This is a genomic window from Pseudomonas sp. TWI923, assembly GCF_039673365.1.
Classification (GTDB): Bacteria; Pseudomonadota; Gammaproteobacteria; order Pseudomonadales; family Pseudomonadaceae; genus Aquipseudomonas; species Aquipseudomonas sichuanensis.
In genome coordinates this window covers 1-21282 of sequence record NZ_JBDJLM010000060.1, presented here as the reverse complement: position 1 = coordinate 21282, position 21282 = coordinate 1, and the positions used below count along the sequence as shown (strand labels likewise).

Here is a 21282-nt window from a genome sequence, read left to right as displayed (position 1 = left end):
TCGATGTGGATGACGCGCTCGGCTAAGCCGGGCCTGAGGGGAAACCCTATCATCGGGCCCAGGCCATTCCCTTTCCCCTGCGCGACAGGTATTTCTCCATGACCGCTACCGAACTCGTCACCGCCTACTACAACGCCTTCAACGCCGGCGACATGCCCGCCTTCCTCGCCCTGCTCAGCGAAGACGTGATCCATGACATCAATCAGGGTGAGCGGCAGATGGGCAAGGCCAGGTTTGCCGCGTTCATGGACAAGATGAACCGCTGCTACCGCGAGCGGCTGGCCGATCTGGTGGTGATGCAGAACGCCGAAGGCAACCGCGCGGCGGCGGAGTTCACCGTGCATGGCGAGTACCTGGCCGACGATGAAGGGTTGCCGCCGGCCAATGGGCAGAAGTATGTGCTGGCGGCGGGGGCATTCTTCTACATTCACTGCGGCAAGATTGCCCGGGTGAGCAACTACTACAACCTCAATGACTGGGTCGAGCAGGTGGGCTGAAAGATCAGCGGGCCGCGTACCCTGTGGGAGCGGGTTTACCCGCGAAGCAAGCGACGCGGTAATGGCACCGGCTTCGCCGGTGTTCGCGGCTAAAGCCGCTCCCACAGGCCCCTGCTAAATCAACCACTCATGTGCAGTTCTGTGGCAGAAGGTCAGGTGATCCTCGTCCCCAGCACCTTGAGAAACGCCGCCAGCCAAGCCGGATGAGCAGGCCACGCCGGCGCCGTCACCAGGTTGCCATCCACATGCGCCTGGTCCACCGCGATGTCGATGAACTTGCCACCCGCCAGCCGCACTTCCGGCGCGCAGGCCGGGTAGGCGCTGCACTCGCGGCCTTCCAGCACCCCGGCCGCCGCCAGCAACTGCGCACCATGGCACACCGCTGCAATCGGCTTGCCCGCCTGGTCGAACGCCCGCACCAGCTCCAGCACTTTGTCATTCAGGCGCAGGTACTCCGGTGCCCGCCCGCCAGGGATCAGCAGCGCGTCATAGCTTTCGGCCCGCACCTGGACGAAATCGTAGTTCAGGGCAAAGTTGTGCCCGGGCTTCTCGCTGTAGGTCTGCTCGCCCTCGAAGTCGTGGATCGCCGTACGCACGGTCTGGCCCGCGATCTTCTCCGGGCATACCGCATGGACGGTATGGCCCACCATGGCCAGGGCCTGGAACGGCACCATCACCTCGTAGTCTTCGACGTAGTCACCGACCAACATGAGAATCTTCTTCGCCGTCATCGCATCCACTCCTTCCGTTGCATGGGAACAATCCCAGCACGATAGTCCGCTTTGCCGGCCAGCGATATAAGCCGCTAGTCGCGTCGATTGAGCAGGTTGGCTACCAACCGATCCAGCCAGCCCCACAACCGCTGCTGCACCCGCCGCCACAATGGGCGGGCATGCCAGCGGGCCAGGTCGACTTCCTGGCTCTGGGCGAAATCGCGCTCGAAGCTGGCGGCCACGGCGGCGGTCAGCGGCGGGTCGAGTGCTTCGACGTTGGCTTCAAGGTTGAAGCGCAGGTTCCAGTGGTCGAAGTTGCACGACCCGACACTGACCCAGTCGTCCACCAGCACCATCTTCAGGTGCAGGAAGCACGGCTGGTATTCGAAGATTCGCACCCCGGCGCGCAGCAGCCGGGGGTAATAACGGTGGCCGGCGTAGCGCACCGCCGGGTGGTCGGTGCGCGGGCCGGTGAGCAGCAGGCGCACATCGACGCCCTTCTGCGCGGCGCGGCGCAACGAGCGGCGCACGCTGAAGGTGGGCAAAAAGTACGGGGTGGCCAGCCAGATGCGCTGCTGGCCGCTGTTCAATGCGCGCACCAGCGCATGCAGGATGTCCTTGTGCTGGCGGGCATCGGCATAGGCCACCCGGCCCATGCCCTGCCCCTGCGCCGGCACCTGCGGCAAGCGCGGCAGGCCAAAGCCTTCGGGTGGGCGCCAGGCGGTACGCCGCTGGTTGGCGGTCCATTGACGGTCGAACAGCAGTTGCCAGTCGCCGACCAACGGCCCCTGGATACCCACCATCACTTCGTGCCATTCGCTGGTGGGTTCGTCGGGCTGCCAGAAATCGTCGGTCACGCCAGTGCCGCCGACCACCGCCCAGCGCTCGTCCACCAGCAGCAGCTTGCGATGATCGCGGTACAGGTTGCGCAAGCCCCGGCGCCAGCGCAGGCGGTTGTACCAGCGCAGGTAGACGCCGGCGGCCAGCAACCTTTGGCGCAGGGCCGTCGGGAAGGCCAGCGAGCCGTAGTCGTCGAACAGGCAGCGTACCCGCACGCCACGTCGAGCGGCCTGCTCGAGGGCATCCACCACCGCCTCGGCGCAGGCGCCGCCTTCCACCAGGTACAGCTCCAGGTCAACCTGGAACTCGGCACGCACGATGGCCAGCAGCATGCGCGGAAAGAATTCGGGGCCGTCGATCAACAGTTCGAACTGGTTGCCATCCCGCCAGGGGAAGACCGGCCCCGGCATGTCAGCGGGCGTTGAAGATCAGCACCGCACTCACCGGCACCGACGGGTTGATGGACTTGAGCCCGGCAAGCTTGCGCAGCTTGTCCAGCCCCGGCAGCAGGCCGAAGTGATCGGCACGCAGCACCAGCGGCTCCAGGGTCACCACCTGGAAGCGCCGTTCGTCCAGGCGCGTGGCCAGCAAAAGAGTGTCGTAGTTGTGGGTCTGCCCATGCAGGGTGACGCTCACCGGCAGGCGCAGCTCCAGCTGGGCACCGTTGGCCAGGTCGTTGATCGGGCGCAGGTCGATCTGCGCCTGCACCTTGCCGTCGGCGAAGCGTTCTACTTCGAACAGTTCGTCACGCAGGCGCTCGTCGCGCAGCGGGATGCCGCTGCTGACCGAGTCCATCTCGATGCTCACCTCGGCCGCGCCCTTGCGATCGACCGTGCCATGCAGCACCAGGAAACGGTTCACTTCGGCAATATTGCCATTCTTGCCAGTGACGAAAGACAGCCGCGACGACTCGCCATCCAGGTGCCAGTTGGCATGGGCGGGCAAGCCAGCGGCCAGGAACAGGGGCAGCAGCAGCGAGGGCAGAACACGGGACGGCTTGAACATGTGAAATCCTGTTACACAAGGCCGTCAACCTTAACCGCCCGGTTTCACGGCAGCAAGCGGCAGCCCGCGCGCGCGCCCTGCCAGGCCGCCTCGTGTCGCCGGCCCAAACCCTCGGCGCTGACCCGGCGGCCAGCGCTGTCTTCCTCAAGCAGGCCCAGCGGCAGATATTGCTGCACATAGCCACGGCAATAGGCCTGGTCGAAACCCATGACAAAGCGACACGAGCAATACTCCTTGGCCGAATAGGCCGAGAGGATGCCGGGGAAGTCCGCCAGCGCCTGGCGTTCGTGCCAGGCCCAGGCCAGCAGGGCCACAACCAGTAGCAGGGTAATCCGCTTCATGCACCCTCCCCGGCCAGTGCGGCCAGCACGCGCTTGAGCAGTTCGTTGTGGCTGTAACTACCGTCGCGGTCATCGGCGTAGCGCACGATCACCAGCTTCTGCGCCGGCAGCACATACAAGGCCTGCCCCCAGTGGCCGAGCGCCGCAAAGCTATCCGCCGGTGCGTCGGGCCAGGGCAAGGGTTGGCCGGCTAGCGGCTGGTTGAGCCACCAGTGGCCGCCCGGGTTGGCCTCACCGGGTATCGCTTCGGCCTGCGCGAACAGGGTGCGGTTGAACGCCACCCAGTCGGCGGGCAACAACTGCCGCTCGCCCCAACGTCCGCCGCGCTGCATCAGCAGGCCGATGCGTGCCAGGTCGCGAGCGCTCAGGTACAGGTAAGAGGAGCCGACCAGGGTGCCGGCCTCATCGCGCTCCCAGACCGCACTGTCGATGCCCAGCGGGGTGAACAGCGCCTGCCAGGCATAGTCATGGTATTGGCCGGCATCGAGCATGCCACGCAAGGTGGCAGCCAGCAGATTGCTGTCACCGCTGGAATAGACAAAGCGCTGTCCGGGCGCGCTGGCGGCGGGCATGGCCGCGGTGTAGGCCGCCATGTCGGCGCGGCCACGGGTGTAAAGCATGGCCACCACCGATGACTTGAGCGGTGCGTATTCGTAGTCCTCCTGCCAGGCCAGGCCGCTGGCCCAGTGCAGCAGGTCGCGCAGCCGCAGTTCGGGATGTTGCTGCAAGGGCGGGTAATAGCGGGCGGCAGGATCATCGAGCTTGAAGCGGCCTTCGCCTAAGGCTACGCCCATCACCGTCGCCAGTACGCTCTTGCTCACCGACCAGGCCAGGTGCGGGGTGTCGGCGCGGCTCGGGGCGGTGTAGCGCTCATGGATGATGCGGCCATCGCGGATGATCAGCAGGGCGTCGGTGCGGATGCCGCTGCGGTCGGTGGTGCGTGACGGGAAGGCGTAGGTGTCGACGGCTTGCCAGTCGATGGCGGCAGGGTCGACCGGCCAGGTGGGGATGGGCCAGTCTTCGGCCCGGACAGGGCTCACCGCCATTGCCAGAATCAACCACAGTGCCTTCATATTGATCGCCTGAAATGGGGCTGCTTTGCAGCCCATCGCGACACAAGGCCGCTCCTACAGGGAATCGCGATCCCTTGTAGGAGCGGCCTTGTGTCGCGAAAGGGCCGCACAGCGGCCCCGGTTCAACGGATCACCCAGCCTCTCAGGCTTTCATGACAATCCTGCAGCGCTCCAGGCCTTGCCCAGACGCTTTTCCCGGGCAGCGCTGGCCAGCGCCAACACCCCCTGGTCGCGCTGCCACAGCTGCGCCCAGTGACCAGGCCCGTTGCCAAAGGCCTTGTCGATCTCGGCGCGCAGGCTCTCGAACTGCGCGAACAACCCACCCAGCAACAGGTGACAGGCAACACTGTCGGCACACTGCCGACTGCCTTCGGCACAGCCGGCGAGCAAGCCGATCAAACGCAGACGCAACGCCTGCGGCCACGCGCATTCCTGGGCCACGCCATGCAGCCAGGCCACCAGCGCGGCGAGCACATAGAGGTCTTCGAGGGAGCGGAAGGGTTTGACGTAGGCATCCCAGCCGTCGCCGGCCAGCAGCTCGCAGGCCGCCTCGTCCAGGCGCACACGGCCATGCCCCACCTCGGGCATCAGCGGCAAGGTCGGCAAGGCCTCCACGGTCACCCCCGGCTCACCGGGGTAGACCACCGCCAACTGCAACCGTACCGCCTCGCCGGGCAGTTCGCTGCGCGCCGCCACCAGCAGCCATTCAGCATCCAGCCCTGCGGTGACGAAGTCCTTGCTGCCGGTCAAGCGCAGGCCCTCCAGGCGGGTATGCATGTCGGCCGGGCGCACGCTGCGCCGCTCGGTGGCGCACAAGGCGCCGAGGCTGGCCGGGGCGCTGGGCCAAAGCACACGCAAGGCGGCCTGGTAGCCCACCAGGAACGCCAGCCCCGGCGTGGCCATGGCCCGCCCGCCGAGCACCGCCAGCTCGAACGGGCTGACGCCCCCGAGGCGTTCGAGCAATGCCGCGTAGGTTTCGCCAAGGGTGGCCGCCAGCGGATGCCGCAGCGGGTCGTTGAGTCGTTGCAACCAGGCCATGGGACGCTCCTTGAAAAGGGCTTGTGGGTGGGTGTCACGCAAGCATCACCAAAGGTTCACAGGGGTGACACCGCCCCTACCTAGGCTGACTTTGCACAACAAAGCCGACCGGCCGCAACCCTTTGGCTGGCTTATGGAGACTCGCAATGACTCGGATCGCTCGCTCTGGCGACAACAGCCCTGAACGCCGTCTGCAAGCCGAACGCCTGGTTGGCGAGGCAGCCCTGCAGGAAGCACAGGCCCTGCGCTACAAGGTGTTCAGCGCAGAATTCAAGGCCAAACTCAAAGGCGCCGAGCAGGGCCTGGACATGGACGACTACGACATCCACTGCCGCCACATCGGCGTGCGTGACCTGGCCACCGGCCAGCTGGTGGCCACCACCCGCCTGCTCGACCACCAGGCCGCCAGCAGCCTGGGGCGCTTCTACAGCGAAGAAGAGTTCCGCCTGCACGGCCTGCTGCAACTGCAAGGCCCGATCCTTGAACTGGGCCGCACCTGCGTCGATGCCGACTACCGCAACGGCGGCACCATCGCCGTGCTCTGGGGCGAGCTGGCAGAGGTGCTCAACGAAGGCCGTTACAGCTACCTGATGGGCTGCGCCAGCATCCCCATGCAGGATGGCGGCGTGCAGGCCCACGCGATCATGCAGCGCCTGCGCGACCGCTACCTGTGCACCGAACACCTGCGCGCCGAACCGAAGAACCCGCTGCCCAGCCTGGATATCCCCGGCAACGTCATCACCGAGATGCCGCCGCTGCTCAAGGCCTACATGCGCCTGGGCGCGAAGATCTGCGGGGAACCGTGCTGGGACGAGGATTTCCAGGTCGCCGACGTGTTCATCCTGCTCAAGCGCGACGACCTCTGCCCGCGCTACGCCCGTCACTTCAAGGCGGCAGTCTGATGCCGCGCCTGCGGGCCTGCGCCCGCCTGCTGCGGTTGTTCATGGTCCTGACCTTGGGCCTGGCCATGGCCAGCGTGATCGCCGTGGGCGAACGCCTGGGATTCAAGGCTTCACTCGCACGCCGCCAGCGCTGGACGCGCATGTTCATGCAGCGCCTGGTCGGCGCCCTGCCGTTCGAGGTACGGGTGCTCGGCACCTTGCCGCAGCGGCCGATGCTGTGGGTCAGCAACCATGTGTCCTGGACCGATATCCCACTGCTCGGCATGCTCACCCCGCTGTCGTTCCTGTCCAAGGCCGAAGTGCGCCACTGGCCAGTAGCCGGCTGGCTGGCCGAGAAGGCCGGCACCCTGTTTATCCGCCGTGGCGGTGGCGACGGCCAGCGCCTGCGCGAACAGATCAGCGGCCAGCTGGAGCAGCAGCAACCGCTGCTGATCTTCCCCGAAGGCACCACCACCGATGGCCGCAGCCTGCGTACCTTCCATGGCCGCCTGCTGGCCGGGGCCATCGACCACGGCACCCCCTTGCAACCGGTGGCGATCCAGTACCTGCGCGCTGGCAAGCCGGACCCGATCGCCCCCTTCATTGGCGAGGACGACCTGGTGTCACACCTGATGCGCCTGTTCGGCCAGGACCGTGGCGAAGTGGTGATCCACTTGCTGGCGCCGGTCACCAGCGCCGACAAGGAACGCGCCGCGCTGGCCTTCCAGGCCCAGCAGGCGATTCAACGGGCACTGTTCGGCGCCGAGCCGGTAGAAGCGGTGCCGCGACGCCAGGCGCGTGCGGCCTGAGGTTCAGGCGCGCACGTAGCGCTGGCGCAACAGGTCGCTGAAGGCATCCACCAGCAGCACCAGCACCAGCATGGCGATGATCACCGTGCTGGCCTGGGCCTCCTGGAACAGGCTCAGGGTGGTGTAGAGCATCTGCCCCAGACCGCCGGCGCCGACGAAGCCCAGCACGCTGGCCATGCGGATGTTGTTCTCCCAGCGGTACAGGCTGTACGCCAGCAACTGCGGCCACAGGTTGGGCAAGGTACCGAAGCAGAACGCCGCCACCTGGCTGCCGCCCTGCAGGCGGATCGCCGCCGCCGGTTCAGGCGGCGCATTCTCCAGCGCCTCGGCGAACAGACGGCCGAGCACCCCGGCAGTGTGCAGCGCCAACGCCAGGGTCCCGGCATTGGGCCCCAGCCCTGCGGCCAGCACGGTCAGCGCGGCCCAGACCAGCTCAGGAATTGCCCGCAGCGCATTGAGCAGCAACCGCGTCGCCCCCTGCAACGGCCAACCGAACCTGCCAGCGGCGGGCAGTGCCAGCAGCATGCCGAGGACCATCGCCAGCAAGGTGCCCAGCCCGGACATGGCCAGGGTTTCCAAGGCGCCCCAGCCCACCGCGCGCAGATGCCCGGCGGACAGGTCCGGGGCCAGGAAGCGCCCGGCGTACTCGCCCATCTGCGCCAGCCCGCCATTGCCGACCACGGCCTGCATGTCCAGCTCAAGGTAGGCGAACGAGGCCAGCACCGCGGCAACGATCGCCAGCAGCACCAGCAGGTTGATCGCCCGGTTCATGCCAACCTCCCGCGCAGCAGGCGGCTGAGAATATCGGCGAGGGTCACCAGCGCCAGGAACGCCAGCAGCATGCTCGCCACCTCGGCGCCGGCGAACATGCGCATCGACAAGTCGATCTGCTGCCCCAGGCCGCCGGCGCCGACGAAGCCCATCACCACCGAGGCACGCACCGCGCACTCCCAGCGGTACACGGTGTACGACACCACTTCGGCCGCCGCGTTGGGCAGGATGCCGTAGCAGAATGCCGCCAGCCGCCCGCTGCCGGCTTGCATCAGGGCGTGGGCCGGGCGCTGGTCGACCGACTCGAAGATTTCCGCATAGACCTTGCCCAGCATGCCGCTGTAGGTGATGGCGATGGCCAGCACTCCGGCGGTCGGCCCCAGGCCCACGGCGCGCACGAACAAAAGCGCCCAGACGATCTCCGGCACGCTGCGCAGAAACACCAGCAGCCCCCGCACCGGCAGCCGCAGGGTCCGCGACCAGCCGCCTGCCCTGCCGCCCCGGGACGCCGCACGCAGCGACAACGCACGGCTCGCCAGCAAGCTGGCAGGCAGCGCCAGCAGCAGCGCCAGGGTCATGCCGGCGGTCGCCACGGCCAGGGTCTGCAACGTGGCCTGCCACAGCAGGCCGAGGAAATCGCGGTCATGGGCCGGCGGCCAGAAGCCAGCGACGAAGCTGGCCATCTGCTGACGGTTTTCTGCCTGAAGCAACACACCGGGGTTCAATTCGCTCAGCTGCAACCCTGGCCACAGCAAAGCCAGGCACAGCAGCGTCACCAGCAGACGCGGCAGCGCCGCCGGATCGCGGGCGTCAGTGTTCAGCATCGCGGGATCTGCACGGTCAGGGTCGGGCCTGGGGCAACAGGTGACCCAAGCTGTTCGTTGGCATAGAGCGCATCGAGCAGGCCCTGGGTCACCGCCGTGGCCGGGCAGTCGAAGGCCACCTGGCCCTCGCGGATACCGACCACCCGCGGGAAGTGCGCCAACGCCAGTTCCACGGCATGCAGGCTGGCCACCAGCGTCACGCCCTGGGCCACGGCGTGGCGGTTGAGCAGTGCCAGGCTGTGATCAGCCAGCACCGGGTCCATCGCCGACACCGGCTCGTCGGCCAGCAGTACCTGCGGCTGCTGATACAGCGCCCGGGCGATACCGACCCGCTGCAACTGGCCACCGGACAACTGCCCGCACTGCACGAACAATTTGTCCGCCAGGCCCAACTCGGCCAGCACCTGGCGCACGCCAGGCACATCGCTGGGGTGCAGCAGGTTGAGCAAGCCACGCAAGGTGCCCCACTGCCCCAGGCGCCCGGCCAGTACCGCCGTCACCACCCGCTGGCGCGGCGGCAGCGGTGGCGCCTGGTGCACCAGCGCCACCCGCGCACGCAGGTGTTGGCGGGCGCCTGCCGACAGGGCCCAGGGTTGCGTTTCCAACAATTCCAGGCGCCCGGCGCTGGGTTGCACCGCCGTGGCCATCAGGTGCAGCAGGCTGGATTTGCCCGCCCCGGACGGGCCGATGATCGCTACCCGCTCGCCCGTTTCGATACGCAGGTCGACTGCGTGCAGGGCCTGGACCTGGCCATGGCGCAGGCCGGCCCCTTGCAGACGGATACTCACTTGAGCAGGCCGGCCTCGCGCGCGGCTTGCTCGGTGCCCTGGTAGTTCTCGGGCTTGGTCTCGATGAAGCGGCTGGCGGCCTGCAGGTCGAGGATCGCCTTCTGCTCAGGCTTGGCCGGGTCGAGGGCGAGGAAGGCCTGCTTGATCTTTTCCTTGAGCGCCGGGTCCATGTTGCCGCGCACGGTCCAGTTGTAGTCGTAGTAGGTCGGGGTGGTGGCGAACACTTTCACCTTGCTGGTATCGACCTTGCCGGCATCGACCAGCTTCTGCCACACGCTCGCGTTGAGCACGCCGCCATCGACCTTGCCGGCCGCCACCCAGGCCACGGTGGCGTCGTGGGCACCGGAGTAGGCAACGCGGCTGAAGTAGTCCTCGGGCTTGATGTTGTCTTCTTTCAACATGAAGTAGCGCGGCATCAGGCTGCCGGAGGTGGACGAGATCGAGCCGAAGGCGAAGGTCTTGCCCTTGAGGTCTTTGAGGCTCTTCACGTCGGGGTTGGCGGTGATGAACTTGCTGGTGAACTGGGCGTCCTGTTCACGCTGCACCAGCGGGGTGGCGGTCGGGTCCTTCAGGTGCACCTGGACGAAGGTGAAGCCACCCAGCCAGGCCAGGTCCAGGCGATTGCTGGCCAGCGACTCGACCACCGCCGGGTAGTCGGCGACCGGGACGAACTTGACCTCCATCCCCAACTGCTTCTCGAGGTAGTCGCCCAGCGGTTTGAACTTGCGCAGCAGTTCGGTCGGCGCTTCATCGGGGATGGCGCTGACCCGCAGTACATCGGCGGCCTGGGCAACGACGGCGCAGCAGGACAGCACGAGGCCGGCAGCGAGTGCCAGAGGGCGTTTGAGCATGGGGGTTCTCCGGTAGCGGTATAGGGTCAGGATCGCATCGCGGGGCAAGCCCGCTCCCACGCAGGAGCAAGGCCCCATGAACAGTGCGTCGAGGCAGTGGAATTATAAGAGCCGCTGGCGCAAAGGCCAGCTTTGCTACAATCGCGCCACTATTTGTGCAGAGGTGCGTATGAGCGAGCCGATTCGTCTGACCCAGTACAGCCACGGCGCCGGTTGTGGCTGCAAGATCTCCCCCAAGGTGCTGGACGTGATCCTCGCCGAGAGCGGGGCCCAGGCGCTTGACCCGAAGCTGTGGGTCGGCAACGCCTCGCGCGACGACGCCGCCGTGTACGCCCTGGACGACGAGCGCGGCGTGGTCTCGACCACCGACTTCTTCATGCCCATCGTCGACGATCCCTATGACTTCGGCCGCATCGCCGCCACCAACGCCATCAGCGATATCTACGCCATGGGCGGCGACCCGCTGATGGCCATCGCCATCCTCGGCTGGCCGGTCAACGTGCTGCCGCCGGAAGTGGCCCGCGAAGTGATCCGTGGCGGCCGCGCCGTGTGCGCCGAAGCCGGCATCCCGCTGGCCGGCGGCCACTCCATCGACGCCCCCGAGCCTATCTTCGGCCTGGCCGTCACCGGCGTGGTGAGCAAGCGCCACCTCAAGCGCAACGACACCGCCAGCGTTGGCTGCAGCCTGTACCTGACCAAGCCGCTGGGCATCGGCATCCTCACCACCGCCGAGAAGAAAGCCAAGCTGCGCGACCAGGACCGTGGCCTGGCCCGCGACTGGATGTGCACCCTCAACACCCCGGGCAGCCGCTTCGGCAAGCTCGACGGCGTCAAAGCCATGACCGACGTCACCGGCTTCGGCCTGCTCGGCCACCTGGTCGAAGTCGCCGAAGGCAGCAAGCTCACCGCACGCCTGCAGTTCGCCGCCGTGCCACGCCTGCCCAGCGTCGACCACTACCTGGCCGAAGGCTGCATCCCTGGCGGCACGCTGCGCAATTACGAAAGCTATGGGCACAAGATCGGCGCCCTCAGCGACGATCAGAAGCACCTGCTGTGCGACCCGCAAACCAGCGGTGGCCTGCTGGTAGCGGTCAGCCCTGAAGGCGAAGCCGAGTTCCTGGCCGTGGCCGCCGAGCTGAAGCTCGAACTGGCACCGATCGGTGAGCTGGTGGAGCGACAGAGCCACGCAGTCGAGGTGATTTGATGCGCCCCGACTGCACCCACCTGAAACAACTGTTCCTCGACGACGTGCCGATGATGGACATGCGCGCGCCTGTCGAATTCAACAAAGGCGCCTTCCCCGGCGTGGTCAACCTGCCGCTGATGACCGACCAGGAGCGGCAGAAGGTCGGCACCTGCTACAAGCAGCAGGGCCAGGCCGCCGCCATCGCCCTTGGCCACCAGTTGGTCAACGGCGCAGTGAAAGCGCAACGCCTGGAAGCCTGGGCGGCGTTCGCCCAGGCCCACCCCGACGGCTACCTGTATTGCTTCCGTGGCGGCCTGCGCTCGCAGATCGTCCAGGGCTGGCTCAAGGAAGCCGGCATCCACTACCCCAAGGTGGTCGGTGGCTACAAAGCCATGCGCACCCTGCTGCTGGAAACCACCCAGCAGGCGGTCGAGCAGTGCGATTTCGTGCTGCTGGGCGGCCTCACCGGCACCGGCAAGACCGACGTGCTGCACCAGCTGGACAACGTGCTGGACCTCGAAGGCCATGCCAACCACCGTGGCTCCAGCTTCGGCAAACGCGCCACCGCCCAACCGGCGCAGATCGACTTCGAGAACGCATTGGCCATCGATGTGTTGAAAAAGCGCGACCGGGGCATCGGCCAGTTCGTGCTGGAAGACGAGGGCCGCATCGTGGGCAGCTGCACGGTGCCGCTGGAACTCTACCAAGGCATGCAGCACTACCCGCTGGTGTGGCTGGAGGACAGTTTCGACAGCCGCGTGGCGCGTATCCTGCGCGATTACGTGACTAACCTGTGCGCCGAGTTCGTTGCGGTGCACGGTGAAGAAGAAGGCCGCAGGCTGTATGCCGAGCGCCTGCGCCAGAGTATGGCCAATATCCACAAGCGCCTGGGCGGCGAGCGTTTTCAGCGGTTGTCCGCGCTGCTCGGCCAGGCCCTCGACGAGCAGTTGCGCAGCGGTGATGTGAGCCTGCACCGGGGCTGGATCGAAGGGTTGCTCAAGGAATACTACGACCCGATGTACGCCTACCAGCGCGACGCCAAGGCCGGGCGGATCGAGTTTGCCGGGGATGCGCGGGAAGTGCGCGAGTACCTCAAGGCCAGGGCCCGGCGCGGGCAGCACTAAGGGCGCTTCGCCGGCTAGCCGGCTCCCACACCGACCGCGTGAGCTCAAGACTTGCGCGGTACCTGTGGGAGCGGGCTTGCCCCGCGAAGGCCGCAGACATCAGTGGTTATAGAGTTTGAACTGTCGATCAATCCAGATCACATGAAATACCCGGCCACTGCGATAGCCGACCATCGCCACCAAGTCATAGGCCCTGAACGCCAACAGTCGAACATCTTCGGTAAGGAATGAGGGCAGTGCAGCCTTGATGCTGCCATGGGCGATGGTCTCGGTTCCGTAGCCGTGTCGGTGTAGTTGGCGGATGTCCCGCCAGGTGCGCTGGCTGAGCTGGCGCAGCCTCTGCAGCATCTTGGCTCGCTCCAGTTGCTGGCAATCTTCAATGCACCATCCCGGTTGCAGGTACTCCAAGGAAAAAACCGGGGGCTTCAACTCGGAGTCATCCACACCGGTAGCGACTTGCCGCGCTTTGATCTGGGTGCTGTGTGCGTCTCGATCCTTGATCCGCTTGCGTGCCATGGTTCAATTCACCAGGTGGTTCCTGAAATACCGTTCCATCTCGTGCCGAGGTATTTCCCGGCTGAATGCGCCCTCCCGATAGTTGTCCCGCCAAGGGTCTTCCTCGTGGGTCAACTGGCGAAGCTTCCAGGCGGAATATTGGCCATACACTTCGAACACCTCTGCGATCAGCCGCGACTGCTCGCGGGAGAACATCGTAGGTTTGAACAGAACCGGTGCGGGGATGGGGTTGGAACCATGCTGGCTAAAACAGCGGTACAGCTCAGGCACTACCGGGCCATGCATCCAGGCTTCGATACGGTCCTCGAACAGTGGCTTGCCAAGCAGCGCCAGGCTGAAACCCTGGGCGTAATAGACCAGCTTCTGTAGCTTGAGATTGGAGATTTCGCCGGCCTCACCTTCCAGCGTGAGGAAGTGATTGGCGACATCGATGCTGTCAGGCATGACGCCCTCCCATAGGTAATGAGCCATCCCGGCAGCGCAATCATTGCCCTGCCGAGGCTGTACAAAAATACAGCTCAAAGCGCATTGATGAAACCCGCAGGGGGGGTTGTGACAGCACCAATCTGTAAGCTGATGCTGCATCACTGCCCTGGGCTGAGCACCCGTTCCAGCTCCGCCGCGCGGTCCTTGCTCATGTCCATCACGCACATCGCCCCTTCGATACGGTAGAGGCTGCCGCTGCTCAAACTACCGTGAAACGCGCAGTTGCCGTCGCGGTATTTGATCCAGCTGCGCTGCACCTCGCGCAGGTCCTTCTGCTGCTGGCCCTCGAGCTTGGCCATCAATTGCTTGTAGACACGGTTCAGGCGCTCATCCTGCAATTTGGTCTCGGCCTGGATGCAGGCGCCCATGGCCAGGGTGCTGGAAGCCTTGTCCATGCACTGGGTGTAGCTGGCCGAGTAATCTTCGGCCTGGGCCGCAGTGATGGCCAGCAGGGTGCTGCCGGCAAGCAGATAACGCTTGAGCATGGGTAATCCTTTCACGGGTGATCGGCCCACAGCCTAGCACTCGGCCAACGCCGGGGCCGTACACAAAGTCTGAAGTTGCCTGCGCAGCCAACGGTGCCCGGCATCCCCCTCGCGACGCGAATGCCAGGCCTGGCAGAACGTGAATGGCGCGATCGCCAGCGGTGGCGGGAACTGGCGCAAGGCGGGGTCCAGGCGGGCGCCCGCCAGGCTGCGGCGGGCCACCGTGAGCACCAGGTCGGTGCCGGCAAGCAGCCCCTGGGCGGCCCCCCAGTGCGGCAGGCTGAGGGCGATGCGGCGGCGCGCACCGAGCGCGCCAAGGGCCAGGTCGATTTCGTTGTCGATCCCCGGGCGTACCGCCACCAGCACATGGGGGCGGGCCAGCCACTGGGCAAAGTCCAGCCCGCCGCGCGGCGGTAGCGTGCCACGGTCGGCCAGGCAGACGAACGACTCCTCGAACAGCACTTGCTCGCAAACCTCGGCAGGCAACTCGGGAAATACACCCAGCGCCAGGTCGGTCTCACCATCGATCAGTTGCCCGAGCATCGCCTCGCGGCTGCCCTGGGACACCACCAGGTCGATGCCCGGCGCCTGCTCGCGCAACAGCCGCATCAACGCCGGCAGCACCACCCGCGCGCCGTAGTCCGACATCGCCAGGCGGAAGGTGCGGCGCGCCCGGCCGGGCTCGAAGCCGGGGCTGCCGAGCAGGCCATCAAGCTGTTGCAGCGCCTGCTGCAAAGGCTCGCGCAGGGCTTCGGCACGGGCGCTCAGTTGTAACCCGCCGCCCCGGCGGACCAGCAACGGGTCGGCGAAAATCTCGCGTAGCTGGGCCAGCGCGTGGCTTACCGCCGGTTGGCTGCGGTGCAGGCGCAGAGCCGCCCGCGAGACATGCCGCTCGCTGAGCAGGGCATGCAGGGTGAGCAACAGATTGAGGTCGATGCGGCGCAAATCATCCATGTGGCGAATACAGCCTCTACAGAATTCGAATTTCCATCATTCAAGTGCATATCACAGACTGATACCAGTGTTTCGCACAGGAGTAGACACCATGCCCAACAGCCTTTTTGCCGCCCTGCCCTTGCTGATCGCCCTGCTCGCCGGCGCCGCCGTGCCCTTCCAGGCAGGCAGCAACGCCGCCCTTGGGCGCTTGCTGGGGCATCCGTTGTGGGCGGCGGGGGTGTCGTTGCTGGTCAGCCTGCTGATGCTGGTACCCGCCCTGCTGCTGATGCGCGCGCCGCTGCCGCAGTTGCACAACCTCGCCCAGGCCCCGTGGTGGGCGTGGTTCGGCGGGGTTGCCGGGGTGCTCTACATCACCGCGGCGCTGGTGCTGACACCACGCCTTGGCGCTGCCGGGTTCATCGTCTGCGTGGTGGCCGGGCAAGTGCTGTCGTCACTGTTGATCGACCAGTTCGGCCTGATGGGGTTGCCGGAACGGCCAGTCAACCTGCTGCGCCTGGCCGGGGTGGGGATGATCGTGGTGGGGATGCTGGTGGTGCAGTGGGGGACCGTGCGTTGATTCGCCGATGCGACTTGCCCCGCGATGGTTCAAAAGGCCTGCGGTTGCTCGGGCGGCATGATCACCTTGTGCGGTTCGAATTGCAGCTCAGGCATCTGCGTGGCGTAGCAGAACGTTGCCCCAAGCGCCGCCAGCAATGCCACATCCAGCCAGCGCCAGCCCGGCACCTCGGCGGCGCTGCTGGCCTTCCAGCACCACCACGCCTGCCCCAGGGTAAATACCAGGATGGCCATCAACCACAGGTAGAACCCCGCGCCAAAACCGCTGAGGTCGTGGAAGGCATAGCTCTGGTTATCCGGCAGCCGTTCGACCGCGAAGCTGCTGGCCGCCAGGTACAGCGCCAGCAGGCCGCACGCCAGCGCCAGCCGCCGGAACCGGCGATGGGCAAGGACCGCCAAGGCCATCAAGGGGTTGGCAAACCACTGGTACAGCCCGAACGGGATGCCCCACGGCCCATACAGCAGCATCTGCAATGCCGGCAAATGCCGCCCGGCACCGGTCAAGGCACCGTCGAACGCCAGGCTCAGCAGGTACAGGGCCAAGCTTGTGGTCAGGTAGAAGGCGGGCAAGTAAAGCACCTGGTGGCAGCGGGACGAAGTGCGACCTTAACCCAGCCCTCGCTGTCATTCCAAACCCGGTGCAGGTTCCATCGCCTCGGCCGATGGGCTGATCCGTACGCCCAGGCTCGGCATGTTGGTCGCAACAACGATCGTCGCCACCAGCACCGCGATCAATAGCCCATCGAACCAGCGCCAAGCCGGCATGCCTTTCGCCGAACTTGCCTTGCGGCACCACCACCCCTGCCCCAGGCAGAACAGCAGAATCGCCAGGGCCCAGAGGTAGTACCCGGCACCAAAGCCGGTCAGTGGCAGGAAATCGTAGCTACGGTTGTCCGGCAGCCGCTCGATGCCCAGGCAACTGAGCGCCAGGCCCAGGGCGATCACCCCAGCGCCCAGCGCCACCCGGCGAAAGCGCCGACGGGCGAGTATCGCCAGCCCCAGCAGCGGGTTGGCAAACCACTGGTAGAGCCCGAAGGCGATGCCCCAGGGGCCCATGATCAGTATCTGCAAGGCCGGCATATGCCCATCGACGCCCATCAACAGGCCGTCGAAACACAGGCTCAGCAGGAACAGTACAAGCGTGAAACTCACGTAGAAAACAGGCAACCGCAGGCTCCATCCATTATCCAAAGGCGCTGCCGAACGTCAGGCAACAGGCGGCTCGAGCAGCAACCCGTAAAGCCCCGAGTCGGACAGCTCGCCGGCCACGCACCAGCGCGCGCGCAGCGTGCCTTCGAGCACGAAGCCCTGGCGCTCCAGGGTGCGCGCCGAGCCCTGGTTGCGCGGGTCAATTTCCGCCTCCAGGCGGCGCAGGTGCAGGGTGTGGGCCAGGTAGTCGATGAAGCAGGTCAGGGCTTCGTCCATGTAGCCGCGGCCCTGGACGGACTTGGCCAGGCAGTAGCCGATCTCGCCCCGGCGCGAGCCCTCTTCGAGGTTGAACAGCTGGACCATGCCGATCAGCTCGTCGTTGTCGCGGCGGTACATGCCCAGCTTGAGCAACTGGCCGGCGGCATAGGCTTCACGGTCGGCGGCCAGGGCGCTCTCGGCCTCGGCCAGGGTCTGCCATGGGGCGTGGTACCAGTAACGCATCACTTCGGGGTCGGCCATGATGGTCAGCCATTGCTGCGCATCGCCATGGCGCATGGGGCGCAGCTGCAGGCGTGGGCTTTGCAGGCTCAGGTCGCGGGGGAAACTGCGGGGGTCAGGCACGCCGGGACTCCTGTCCGGTGGTGGGGAGATGACAGTCTAGCGACAGTGGCCTGGTCTGGCATCCGGGAAAACAAACGGCGCCCACCGCGATGGCGTGTCGTGCCAACAAGGCGGACGAGGTGATGGCACAGGAAAGACTGGCCCGAAACAAACTGTGGGAGCGGGTTTACCCGCGAAGCGCCGCGCGGGCGGCGCTCGATCTCATAGGCGCTGAAAATCTTCCGCCCTGCACCTTGTGGCCCACATGCGATCCCAATACAGGCCCTTGGGCATCACACCGCTGGCCTTGGGTAATCAGGATTGGGTAATGGCCGTCAGGTGTATGGCGGGAGATTGGGTGAAGGCCACCAGGTGCCTGCCGATGTTTTTGCAGCGCCTATGAGATCGAGCGCCGCCCGCGCGGCGCATCGCTGGCAAGTCGCAGCGGCGAACCGCAGCTCCCACAGTTTGTTTCGGGCCAATTATTCCTGTGAAAGTACCGCAGCCCGCCTTGGTGTATGTCTCAAGGCAGTAGCAGCATCAGTCACCTCAGCGGGCTCTGATGTTTATCCACCACATCGCCTTGTAGGACCTGAGCCGCACAGGATGCCGCTGATTCCGAGCCGGCCATCGGAGCCGTCCTGCATCCTCGCCGCTGCCATTGCCCTAGGGTTTTACTCTTTTCAACCCAGAGAAGTGAACCCATGGCTTATCTCAGCTACTTGTCCATCAACGGCGACCGTCAGGGCCTGATTTCCGCTGGCTGCTCCACCGAGGCCTCGATTGGCAATCATTGCCAGGCGGGACACACCGACGAGGTGATGGTGCTCTCAGTCGCACATCAGCTGATCGGCGACGACAGCCAGCGTGCCCTGCACCAACCGGTGCTGATCACCAAGTTCGTCGACAAGGCGACCCCACTGCTGGCCCAGGCTCTGGACAGCGGCGAACGCCTTGAATGCAACCTCAACTTCTACCGCACCAACCCCGCCGGGCTTCTGGAACGCTACTTCACCATCAAGCTCGGCGGCGCGGTGCTGGTGGAGCAGCGCGTGGACATGCCTCACAGCATGCTGCAAAGCGACCAGGAGGCCCAGGAACACCTGGCAATCCGTTACCGCGATATCAGCTGGATCCACCACACCGGCAGCACCTCGGCCCATGTCGCCTGGCGAGACCTCACATGAGCGCTCGTCAAGGTAACTATCCGCTGGGGCCCGACTATTGGGATGTAAACCAAGCCGCTACGCGCCTGACTGCGTTCGCCTGCACGGTCAGCGCACGGCATTTGAGCCATGGCATGGCTCGGATGCAGTTCAATCGGGAGATTGCTTATTTTTCAAAGCAGGTTGTTGACAAGGTGGCGATGCAGCAGCTGAGTCCAGAGGAAGGGATGAAGCTGCTCAAGGGGGAACAAGCCGAATTATTGGTGCAAGCAGCAACACTCGGCCAGCAGACCATTGGTCTTCTTGGTGGGGTGAGTCAAATGGCTGCGGGAGCCGGTGCATGTGCAACAGGCCCTCTCTTGTGCTCTTTCTTCGGGGCTCCGGTATTCGCCCATGGTGCAAACAACGTCTACGAGAACGGAAGTAGCATCTGGAATAAACAGAGCAACACAACGGGACCACTTCGTAAAGCATATCAATATGCAGCAAAGAAGCTTGGCTTTGAAGAGCGAGAGGGAAACATGGCTTACTATACGGCAGATATTGGCTTGGGCGGATACAATCTATTTTTTAGAAAGGTACTAAAACCGGGCGCATGGCGCCTATTCAAATATCACGACATCGATCGAACCCAGGCAATACGAATAATGGGCCACCATACAATATTTATGGAAATGGTCGTCAGCACCGTGACACTGCAGCAACTGATCGCTGAATATTTTCGCAAATGATGCTCGCGCTTGCTGCCTTCATGCTATCTGACATCACTATCTCTATCTGTTTGAGACGCTACTTGATTGCAAGACCTTTCTTCTGGGTCGGCGCCATCGCCAGCCTTATATACAACATAATAGCTAGCGCACTTTATTTGCACCTGATGGCTCACCAGAAATTCTTGCTAGTCTTCGACGCCATGGATTTATCAATCAGCTTATGGCCATTCTTGTTCATTTCCTGCCTACTCATGATGTTGTTTCATAGTTGGGCATTTTTAGGAGGCACTGAACGATACCCCATAATGTCCTTCGAGGACTCAAAACTCGTAGCTATTGCACTCATTACGCCTGGCGAGACCAAACATAAGCGCTCGCCAGGGTTACTACCCGCTGGGGCATGAATATTGGAGCGTCAAACAAGCCTCTACGCGCCTGACTGCCTTCGCCTATACGGTCAGCGCACGGTATTTGAGGCATGGTATGGCTCGGATGCAGTTCAACCGTAAGACCGCATGTTTTTTTCCAAACGCATCATTGACGCCAACGCTGAATCAAAGAATATTTTCGCGAATGATTTTTGCACTTGCTCTTTTTGTCGCATCAGACATATGCTCCTCAGTCATCTTGAGGCGCCACGCCATTCAAAATCCTCACTCACTAGCCACCGCTATCACAAGCTACCTCTACAACACAGCAACCGCAGGACTTTATTTACACTTGATCGAGCACAGAAGTTTTTCGATTTCCATAGACATCGAAGAGACCTATATGAATTTCCGAGATTTGATTTTCTTTTCATCAATATTCATGATTCTCTTCCACTGCTGGGCGTTTTCAGGAAGTGCTAAAAAATAGCCCATCACTTGCTGAGACCTACCATAAGCGCCGCAGCGGCGAACCACCGCTCCTAGGACAAGGCATGTCCGACATATTATCCAGTGTCAGCCTCCGGTATGGATGCAGACGGCAGAATTCGACGTGCTACGTGATTATAGAAAACCCTGCCGACATGCCCAGCGTGTCCCCGGTCTCAGCACTTTATCAGGCAGTAACTTACCGCCAGCAAACATGTCCCTAGGGTGTTGGCCCAAAATGACAGTTGCAGACAACGCTTTAAAAAAATCGGAACAGTCCGATAATCGCATTCACTCAACCAGCCATGACGAATGCCAAATTTTGGCCAGACCACACCAACACTTACGCCCGCGACAATCACCACACGCGAGCGGAGTGTCAATGTACCCCATAGTTTCCGATCATCTTCCAAACCACGACTATTCTTGAACGCCTCGCACAGAGCAGAAAAATGCTGCGTACCTGCAACCAGCCACGTCGCGAACATTCCGACTATGATAATTAGCGTGGGCACCAACAATAGAATCAACTTTGCAGCAACAGGCCAATTGGCGGGATCAGTCATAGATGACTCCATGAATGAACTCTCCCAACGCCTCGCCTCCAGCGCCCCCCCCTGAACTACCAGCAAAGGATCCAGCACCAACAACGGCGACACCACAAATAGCTCTGCCATGGGGAGTGAAACGACAGACCGCCTTGATTGCATAGCCTCCCAAGGTTGCGCCTAAAGATCCACCCAATAAACCACCGGTGAAACTGCCTGTCTCAGTGAACCTAATCCGTTTGCACGTTTCGGTCTCCCCCGCCCGGCACGCCTCGTAGATCTTCATGTACGACGATGTCGCCCCCACCCCCACCGCCACATGCCCGCCGTACTTGAGGTACTTGGTCATCTTCGCCACCTCATCCAGGTGCGTCGCATACCCAGGAATCGCCCCCGGCGCGCCGGCCTTCGACCAGTGATGCACCAGGCTCTTGGTCGAGATCCCCAGCCCACGACGCAAATCCTCGTGCTGCCCCAGGTTCAGGTACTTGCCGAGAAAAGCGCTGCGC

General features: G+C 64.2%; 26 protein-coding genes and 1 pseudogene. 8 read left to right on the top strand and 19 right to left on the bottom strand.

Annotated elements, in window-relative coordinates:
- The first annotated feature begins 98 nt into the window (after positions 1-98).
- Complete coding sequence (locus ABE459_RS19670; protein WP_125465434.1) at positions 99-497, top strand: nuclear transport factor 2 family protein; 399 nt, start codon at positions 99-101, stop codon at positions 495-497.
- A 152-nt stretch (positions 498-649) separates the two neighbouring features.
- Here the strand turns inward: ABE459_RS19670 and ABE459_RS19665 are convergent, their stop codons facing one another.
- The 6 genes from ABE459_RS19665 to ABE459_RS19640 form a co-directional block, all read right to left on the bottom strand.
- On the bottom strand, positions 650-1228 hold the full coding sequence (locus ABE459_RS19665) for a DJ-1/PfpI family protein (protein WP_323833353.1): 579 nt from the start codon (positions 1226-1228) through the stop codon (positions 650-652).
- Between the two features lie 74 nt (positions 1229-1302).
- On the bottom strand, positions 1303-2460 hold the full coding sequence (locus ABE459_RS19660) for a phosphatidylserine/phosphatidylglycerophosphate/cardiolipin synthase family protein (RefSeq protein ID WP_125465436.1): 1158 nt from the start codon (positions 2458-2460) through the stop codon (positions 1303-1305).
- 1 nt (position 2461) lies between these two features.
- Positions 2462-3055 (bottom strand): YceI family protein, encoded by a 594-nt coding sequence (locus tag ABE459_RS19655; RefSeq protein WP_125465437.1) that lies wholly within the window; start codon positions 3053-3055, stop codon positions 2462-2464.
- A gap of 44 nt (positions 3056-3099) precedes the next feature.
- Entirely contained in the window at positions 3100-3396 is a 297-nt protein-coding gene (locus tag ABE459_RS19650; protein ID WP_258705047.1) for an amidase, read from the bottom strand.
- Positions 3393-4469: a serine hydrolase gene (locus tag ABE459_RS19645; RefSeq protein WP_323833350.1), complete on the bottom strand. Its 1077-nt coding sequence runs from the start codon at positions 4467-4469 to the stop codon at positions 3393-3395. Before ABE459_RS19645 ends, ABE459_RS19650 begins: the two co-directional genes overlap by 4 nt.
- A 150-nt stretch (positions 4470-4619) precedes the next feature.
- Entirely contained in the window at positions 4620-5507 is an 888-nt protein-coding gene (locus ABE459_RS19640) for an acyl-CoA dehydrogenase (RefSeq protein WP_323833348.1), read from the bottom strand.
- A 146-nt stretch (positions 5508-5653) separates the two neighbouring features.
- On the opposite strand from ABE459_RS19640, the gene olsB reads away from it, so the two are divergent.
- Both olsB and ABE459_RS19630 read left to right on the top strand, forming a co-directional pair.
- A complete protein-coding gene (olsB, locus tag ABE459_RS19635; protein WP_110994904.1) occupies positions 5654-6409 on the top strand; it encodes an L-ornithine N(alpha)-acyltransferase in 756 nt (251 codons plus the stop codon).
- Entirely contained in the window at positions 6409-7197 is a 789-nt protein-coding gene (locus ABE459_RS19630) for a lysophospholipid acyltransferase family protein (RefSeq protein WP_323833345.1), read from the top strand. The genes olsB and ABE459_RS19630 overlap by 1 nt, the downstream gene beginning before the upstream one ends.
- A gap of 3 nt (positions 7198-7200) precedes the next feature.
- Here ABE459_RS19630 and phnE read toward each other — a convergent pair whose 3' ends face one another.
- From phnE to ABE459_RS19610, 4 genes are read right to left on the bottom strand one after another with little or no spacing between them, the layout of a single operon-like run.
- On the bottom strand, positions 7201-7968 hold the full coding sequence (gene phnE / locus ABE459_RS19625) for a phosphonate ABC transporter, permease protein PhnE (RefSeq protein ID WP_323833343.1): 768 nt from the start codon (positions 7966-7968) through the stop codon (positions 7201-7203).
- Entirely contained in the window at positions 7965-8792 is an 828-nt protein-coding gene (locus ABE459_RS19620) for an ABC transporter permease subunit (protein WP_125465445.1), read from the bottom strand. Before ABE459_RS19620 ends, phnE begins: the two co-directional genes overlap by 4 nt.
- Complete coding sequence (locus tag ABE459_RS19615; protein WP_323833341.1) at positions 8786-9580, bottom strand: ATP-binding cassette domain-containing protein; 795 nt, start codon at positions 9578-9580, stop codon at positions 8786-8788. Before ABE459_RS19615 ends, ABE459_RS19620 begins: the two co-directional genes overlap by 7 nt.
- Complete coding sequence (locus ABE459_RS19610) at positions 9577-10431, bottom strand: putative selenate ABC transporter substrate-binding protein (protein ID WP_323833339.1); 855 nt, start codon at positions 10429-10431, stop codon at positions 9577-9579. Before ABE459_RS19610 ends, ABE459_RS19615 begins: the two co-directional genes overlap by 4 nt.
- A gap of 169 nt (positions 10432-10600) precedes the next feature.
- Between ABE459_RS19610 and selD the strand changes: the two genes are divergently transcribed.
- On the top strand, positions 10601-11635 hold the full coding sequence (gene selD, locus ABE459_RS19605) for a selenide, water dikinase SelD (protein ID WP_323833337.1): 1035 nt from the start codon (positions 10601-10603) through the stop codon (positions 11633-11635).
- Positions 11635-12741 (top strand): tRNA 2-selenouridine(34) synthase MnmH, encoded by a 1107-nt coding sequence (mnmH, locus tag ABE459_RS19600; RefSeq protein ID WP_125860213.1) that lies wholly within the window; start codon positions 11635-11637, stop codon positions 12739-12741. The genes selD and mnmH overlap by 1 nt, the downstream gene beginning before the upstream one ends.
- 99 nt (positions 12742-12840) lie before the next feature.
- On the opposite strand, the gene ABE459_RS19595 is transcribed toward mnmH, so the two are convergent.
- The 4 genes from ABE459_RS19595 to ABE459_RS19580 all read right to left on the bottom strand — a co-directional run bounded on the left by ABE459_RS19595 (position 12841) and on the right by ABE459_RS19580 (position 15182).
- On the bottom strand, positions 12841-13257 hold the full coding sequence (locus tag ABE459_RS19595) for a hypothetical protein (protein WP_125465449.1): 417 nt from the start codon (positions 13255-13257) through the stop codon (positions 12841-12843).
- A gap of 3 nt (positions 13258-13260) precedes the next feature.
- Positions 13261-13701: a type II toxin-antitoxin system antitoxin SocA domain-containing protein gene (locus tag ABE459_RS19590; protein WP_258705057.1), complete on the bottom strand. Its 441-nt coding sequence runs from the start codon at positions 13699-13701 to the stop codon at positions 13261-13263.
- Between the two features lie 140 nt (positions 13702-13841).
- Entirely contained in the window at positions 13842-14228 is a 387-nt protein-coding gene (locus tag ABE459_RS19585) for a lysozyme inhibitor LprI family protein (RefSeq protein WP_258643101.1), read from the bottom strand.
- Positions 14229-14261: 33 nt separating this feature from the next.
- A complete protein-coding gene (locus tag ABE459_RS19580) occupies positions 14262-15182 on the bottom strand; it encodes a LysR family transcriptional regulator (protein WP_323833332.1) in 921 nt (306 codons plus the stop codon).
- 91 nt (positions 15183-15273) lie between these two features.
- Here ABE459_RS19580 and ABE459_RS19575 point away from each other — a divergent pair, with 91 nt between their 5' ends.
- Positions 15274-15741, top strand: a complete 468-nt coding sequence (locus tag ABE459_RS19575) for a DMT family transporter (RefSeq protein ID WP_258705060.1) — start codon at positions 15274-15276, stop codon at positions 15739-15741.
- A gap of 29 nt (positions 15742-15770) precedes the next feature.
- On the opposite strand, the gene ABE459_RS19570 is transcribed toward ABE459_RS19575, so the two are convergent.
- The 3 genes from ABE459_RS19570 to ABE459_RS19560 are packed head-to-tail and all read right to left on the bottom strand — an operon-like array spanning position 15771 to position 17510.
- The gene (locus ABE459_RS19570; protein ID WP_323833329.1) at positions 15771-16310 is read right to left on the bottom strand and encodes a hypothetical protein; all 540 of its coding nucleotides are present in this window, start codon (positions 16308-16310) and stop codon (positions 15771-15773) included.
- A 54-nt stretch (positions 16311-16364) separates the two neighbouring features.
- Positions 16365-16907 (bottom strand): hypothetical protein, encoded by a 543-nt coding sequence (locus ABE459_RS19565; RefSeq protein ID WP_323833327.1) that lies wholly within the window; start codon positions 16905-16907, stop codon positions 16365-16367.
- Positions 16908-16946: 39 nt separating this feature from the next.
- A complete protein-coding gene (locus ABE459_RS19560) occupies positions 16947-17510 on the bottom strand; it encodes a GNAT family N-acetyltransferase (RefSeq protein WP_323833325.1) in 564 nt (187 codons plus the stop codon).
- 683 nt (positions 17511-18193) lie between these two features.
- Here ABE459_RS19560 and ABE459_RS19555 point away from each other — a divergent pair.
- Both ABE459_RS19555 and ABE459_RS19550 read left to right on the top strand, forming a co-directional pair.
- Positions 18194-18676 (top strand): Hcp family type VI secretion system effector, encoded by a 483-nt coding sequence (locus tag ABE459_RS19555; protein ID WP_125860227.1) that lies wholly within the window; start codon positions 18194-18196, stop codon positions 18674-18676.
- Positions 18673-19386: a DUF4225 domain-containing protein gene (locus ABE459_RS19550; RefSeq protein WP_323833323.1), complete on the top strand. Its 714-nt coding sequence runs from the start codon at positions 18673-18675 to the stop codon at positions 19384-19386. The genes ABE459_RS19555 and ABE459_RS19550 overlap by 4 nt, the downstream gene beginning before the upstream one ends.
- 1015 nt (positions 19387-20401) lie before the next feature.
- Here ABE459_RS19550 and ABE459_RS19545 read toward each other — a convergent pair.
- Both ABE459_RS19545 and ABE459_RS19540 read right to left on the bottom strand, forming a co-directional pair.
- Positions 20402-20791 carry a hypothetical protein gene (locus ABE459_RS19545; protein WP_323833321.1) on the bottom strand — a complete coding sequence of 130 codons (390 nt, stop codon included), beginning with the start codon at positions 20789-20791 and terminating at the stop codon, positions 20402-20404.
- Positions 20784-21282: pseudogene (locus tag ABE459_RS19540) on the bottom strand (PAAR domain-containing protein); the annotation flags it as partial. The pseudogene ABE459_RS19540 and the gene ABE459_RS19545, both read right to left, overlap by 8 nt.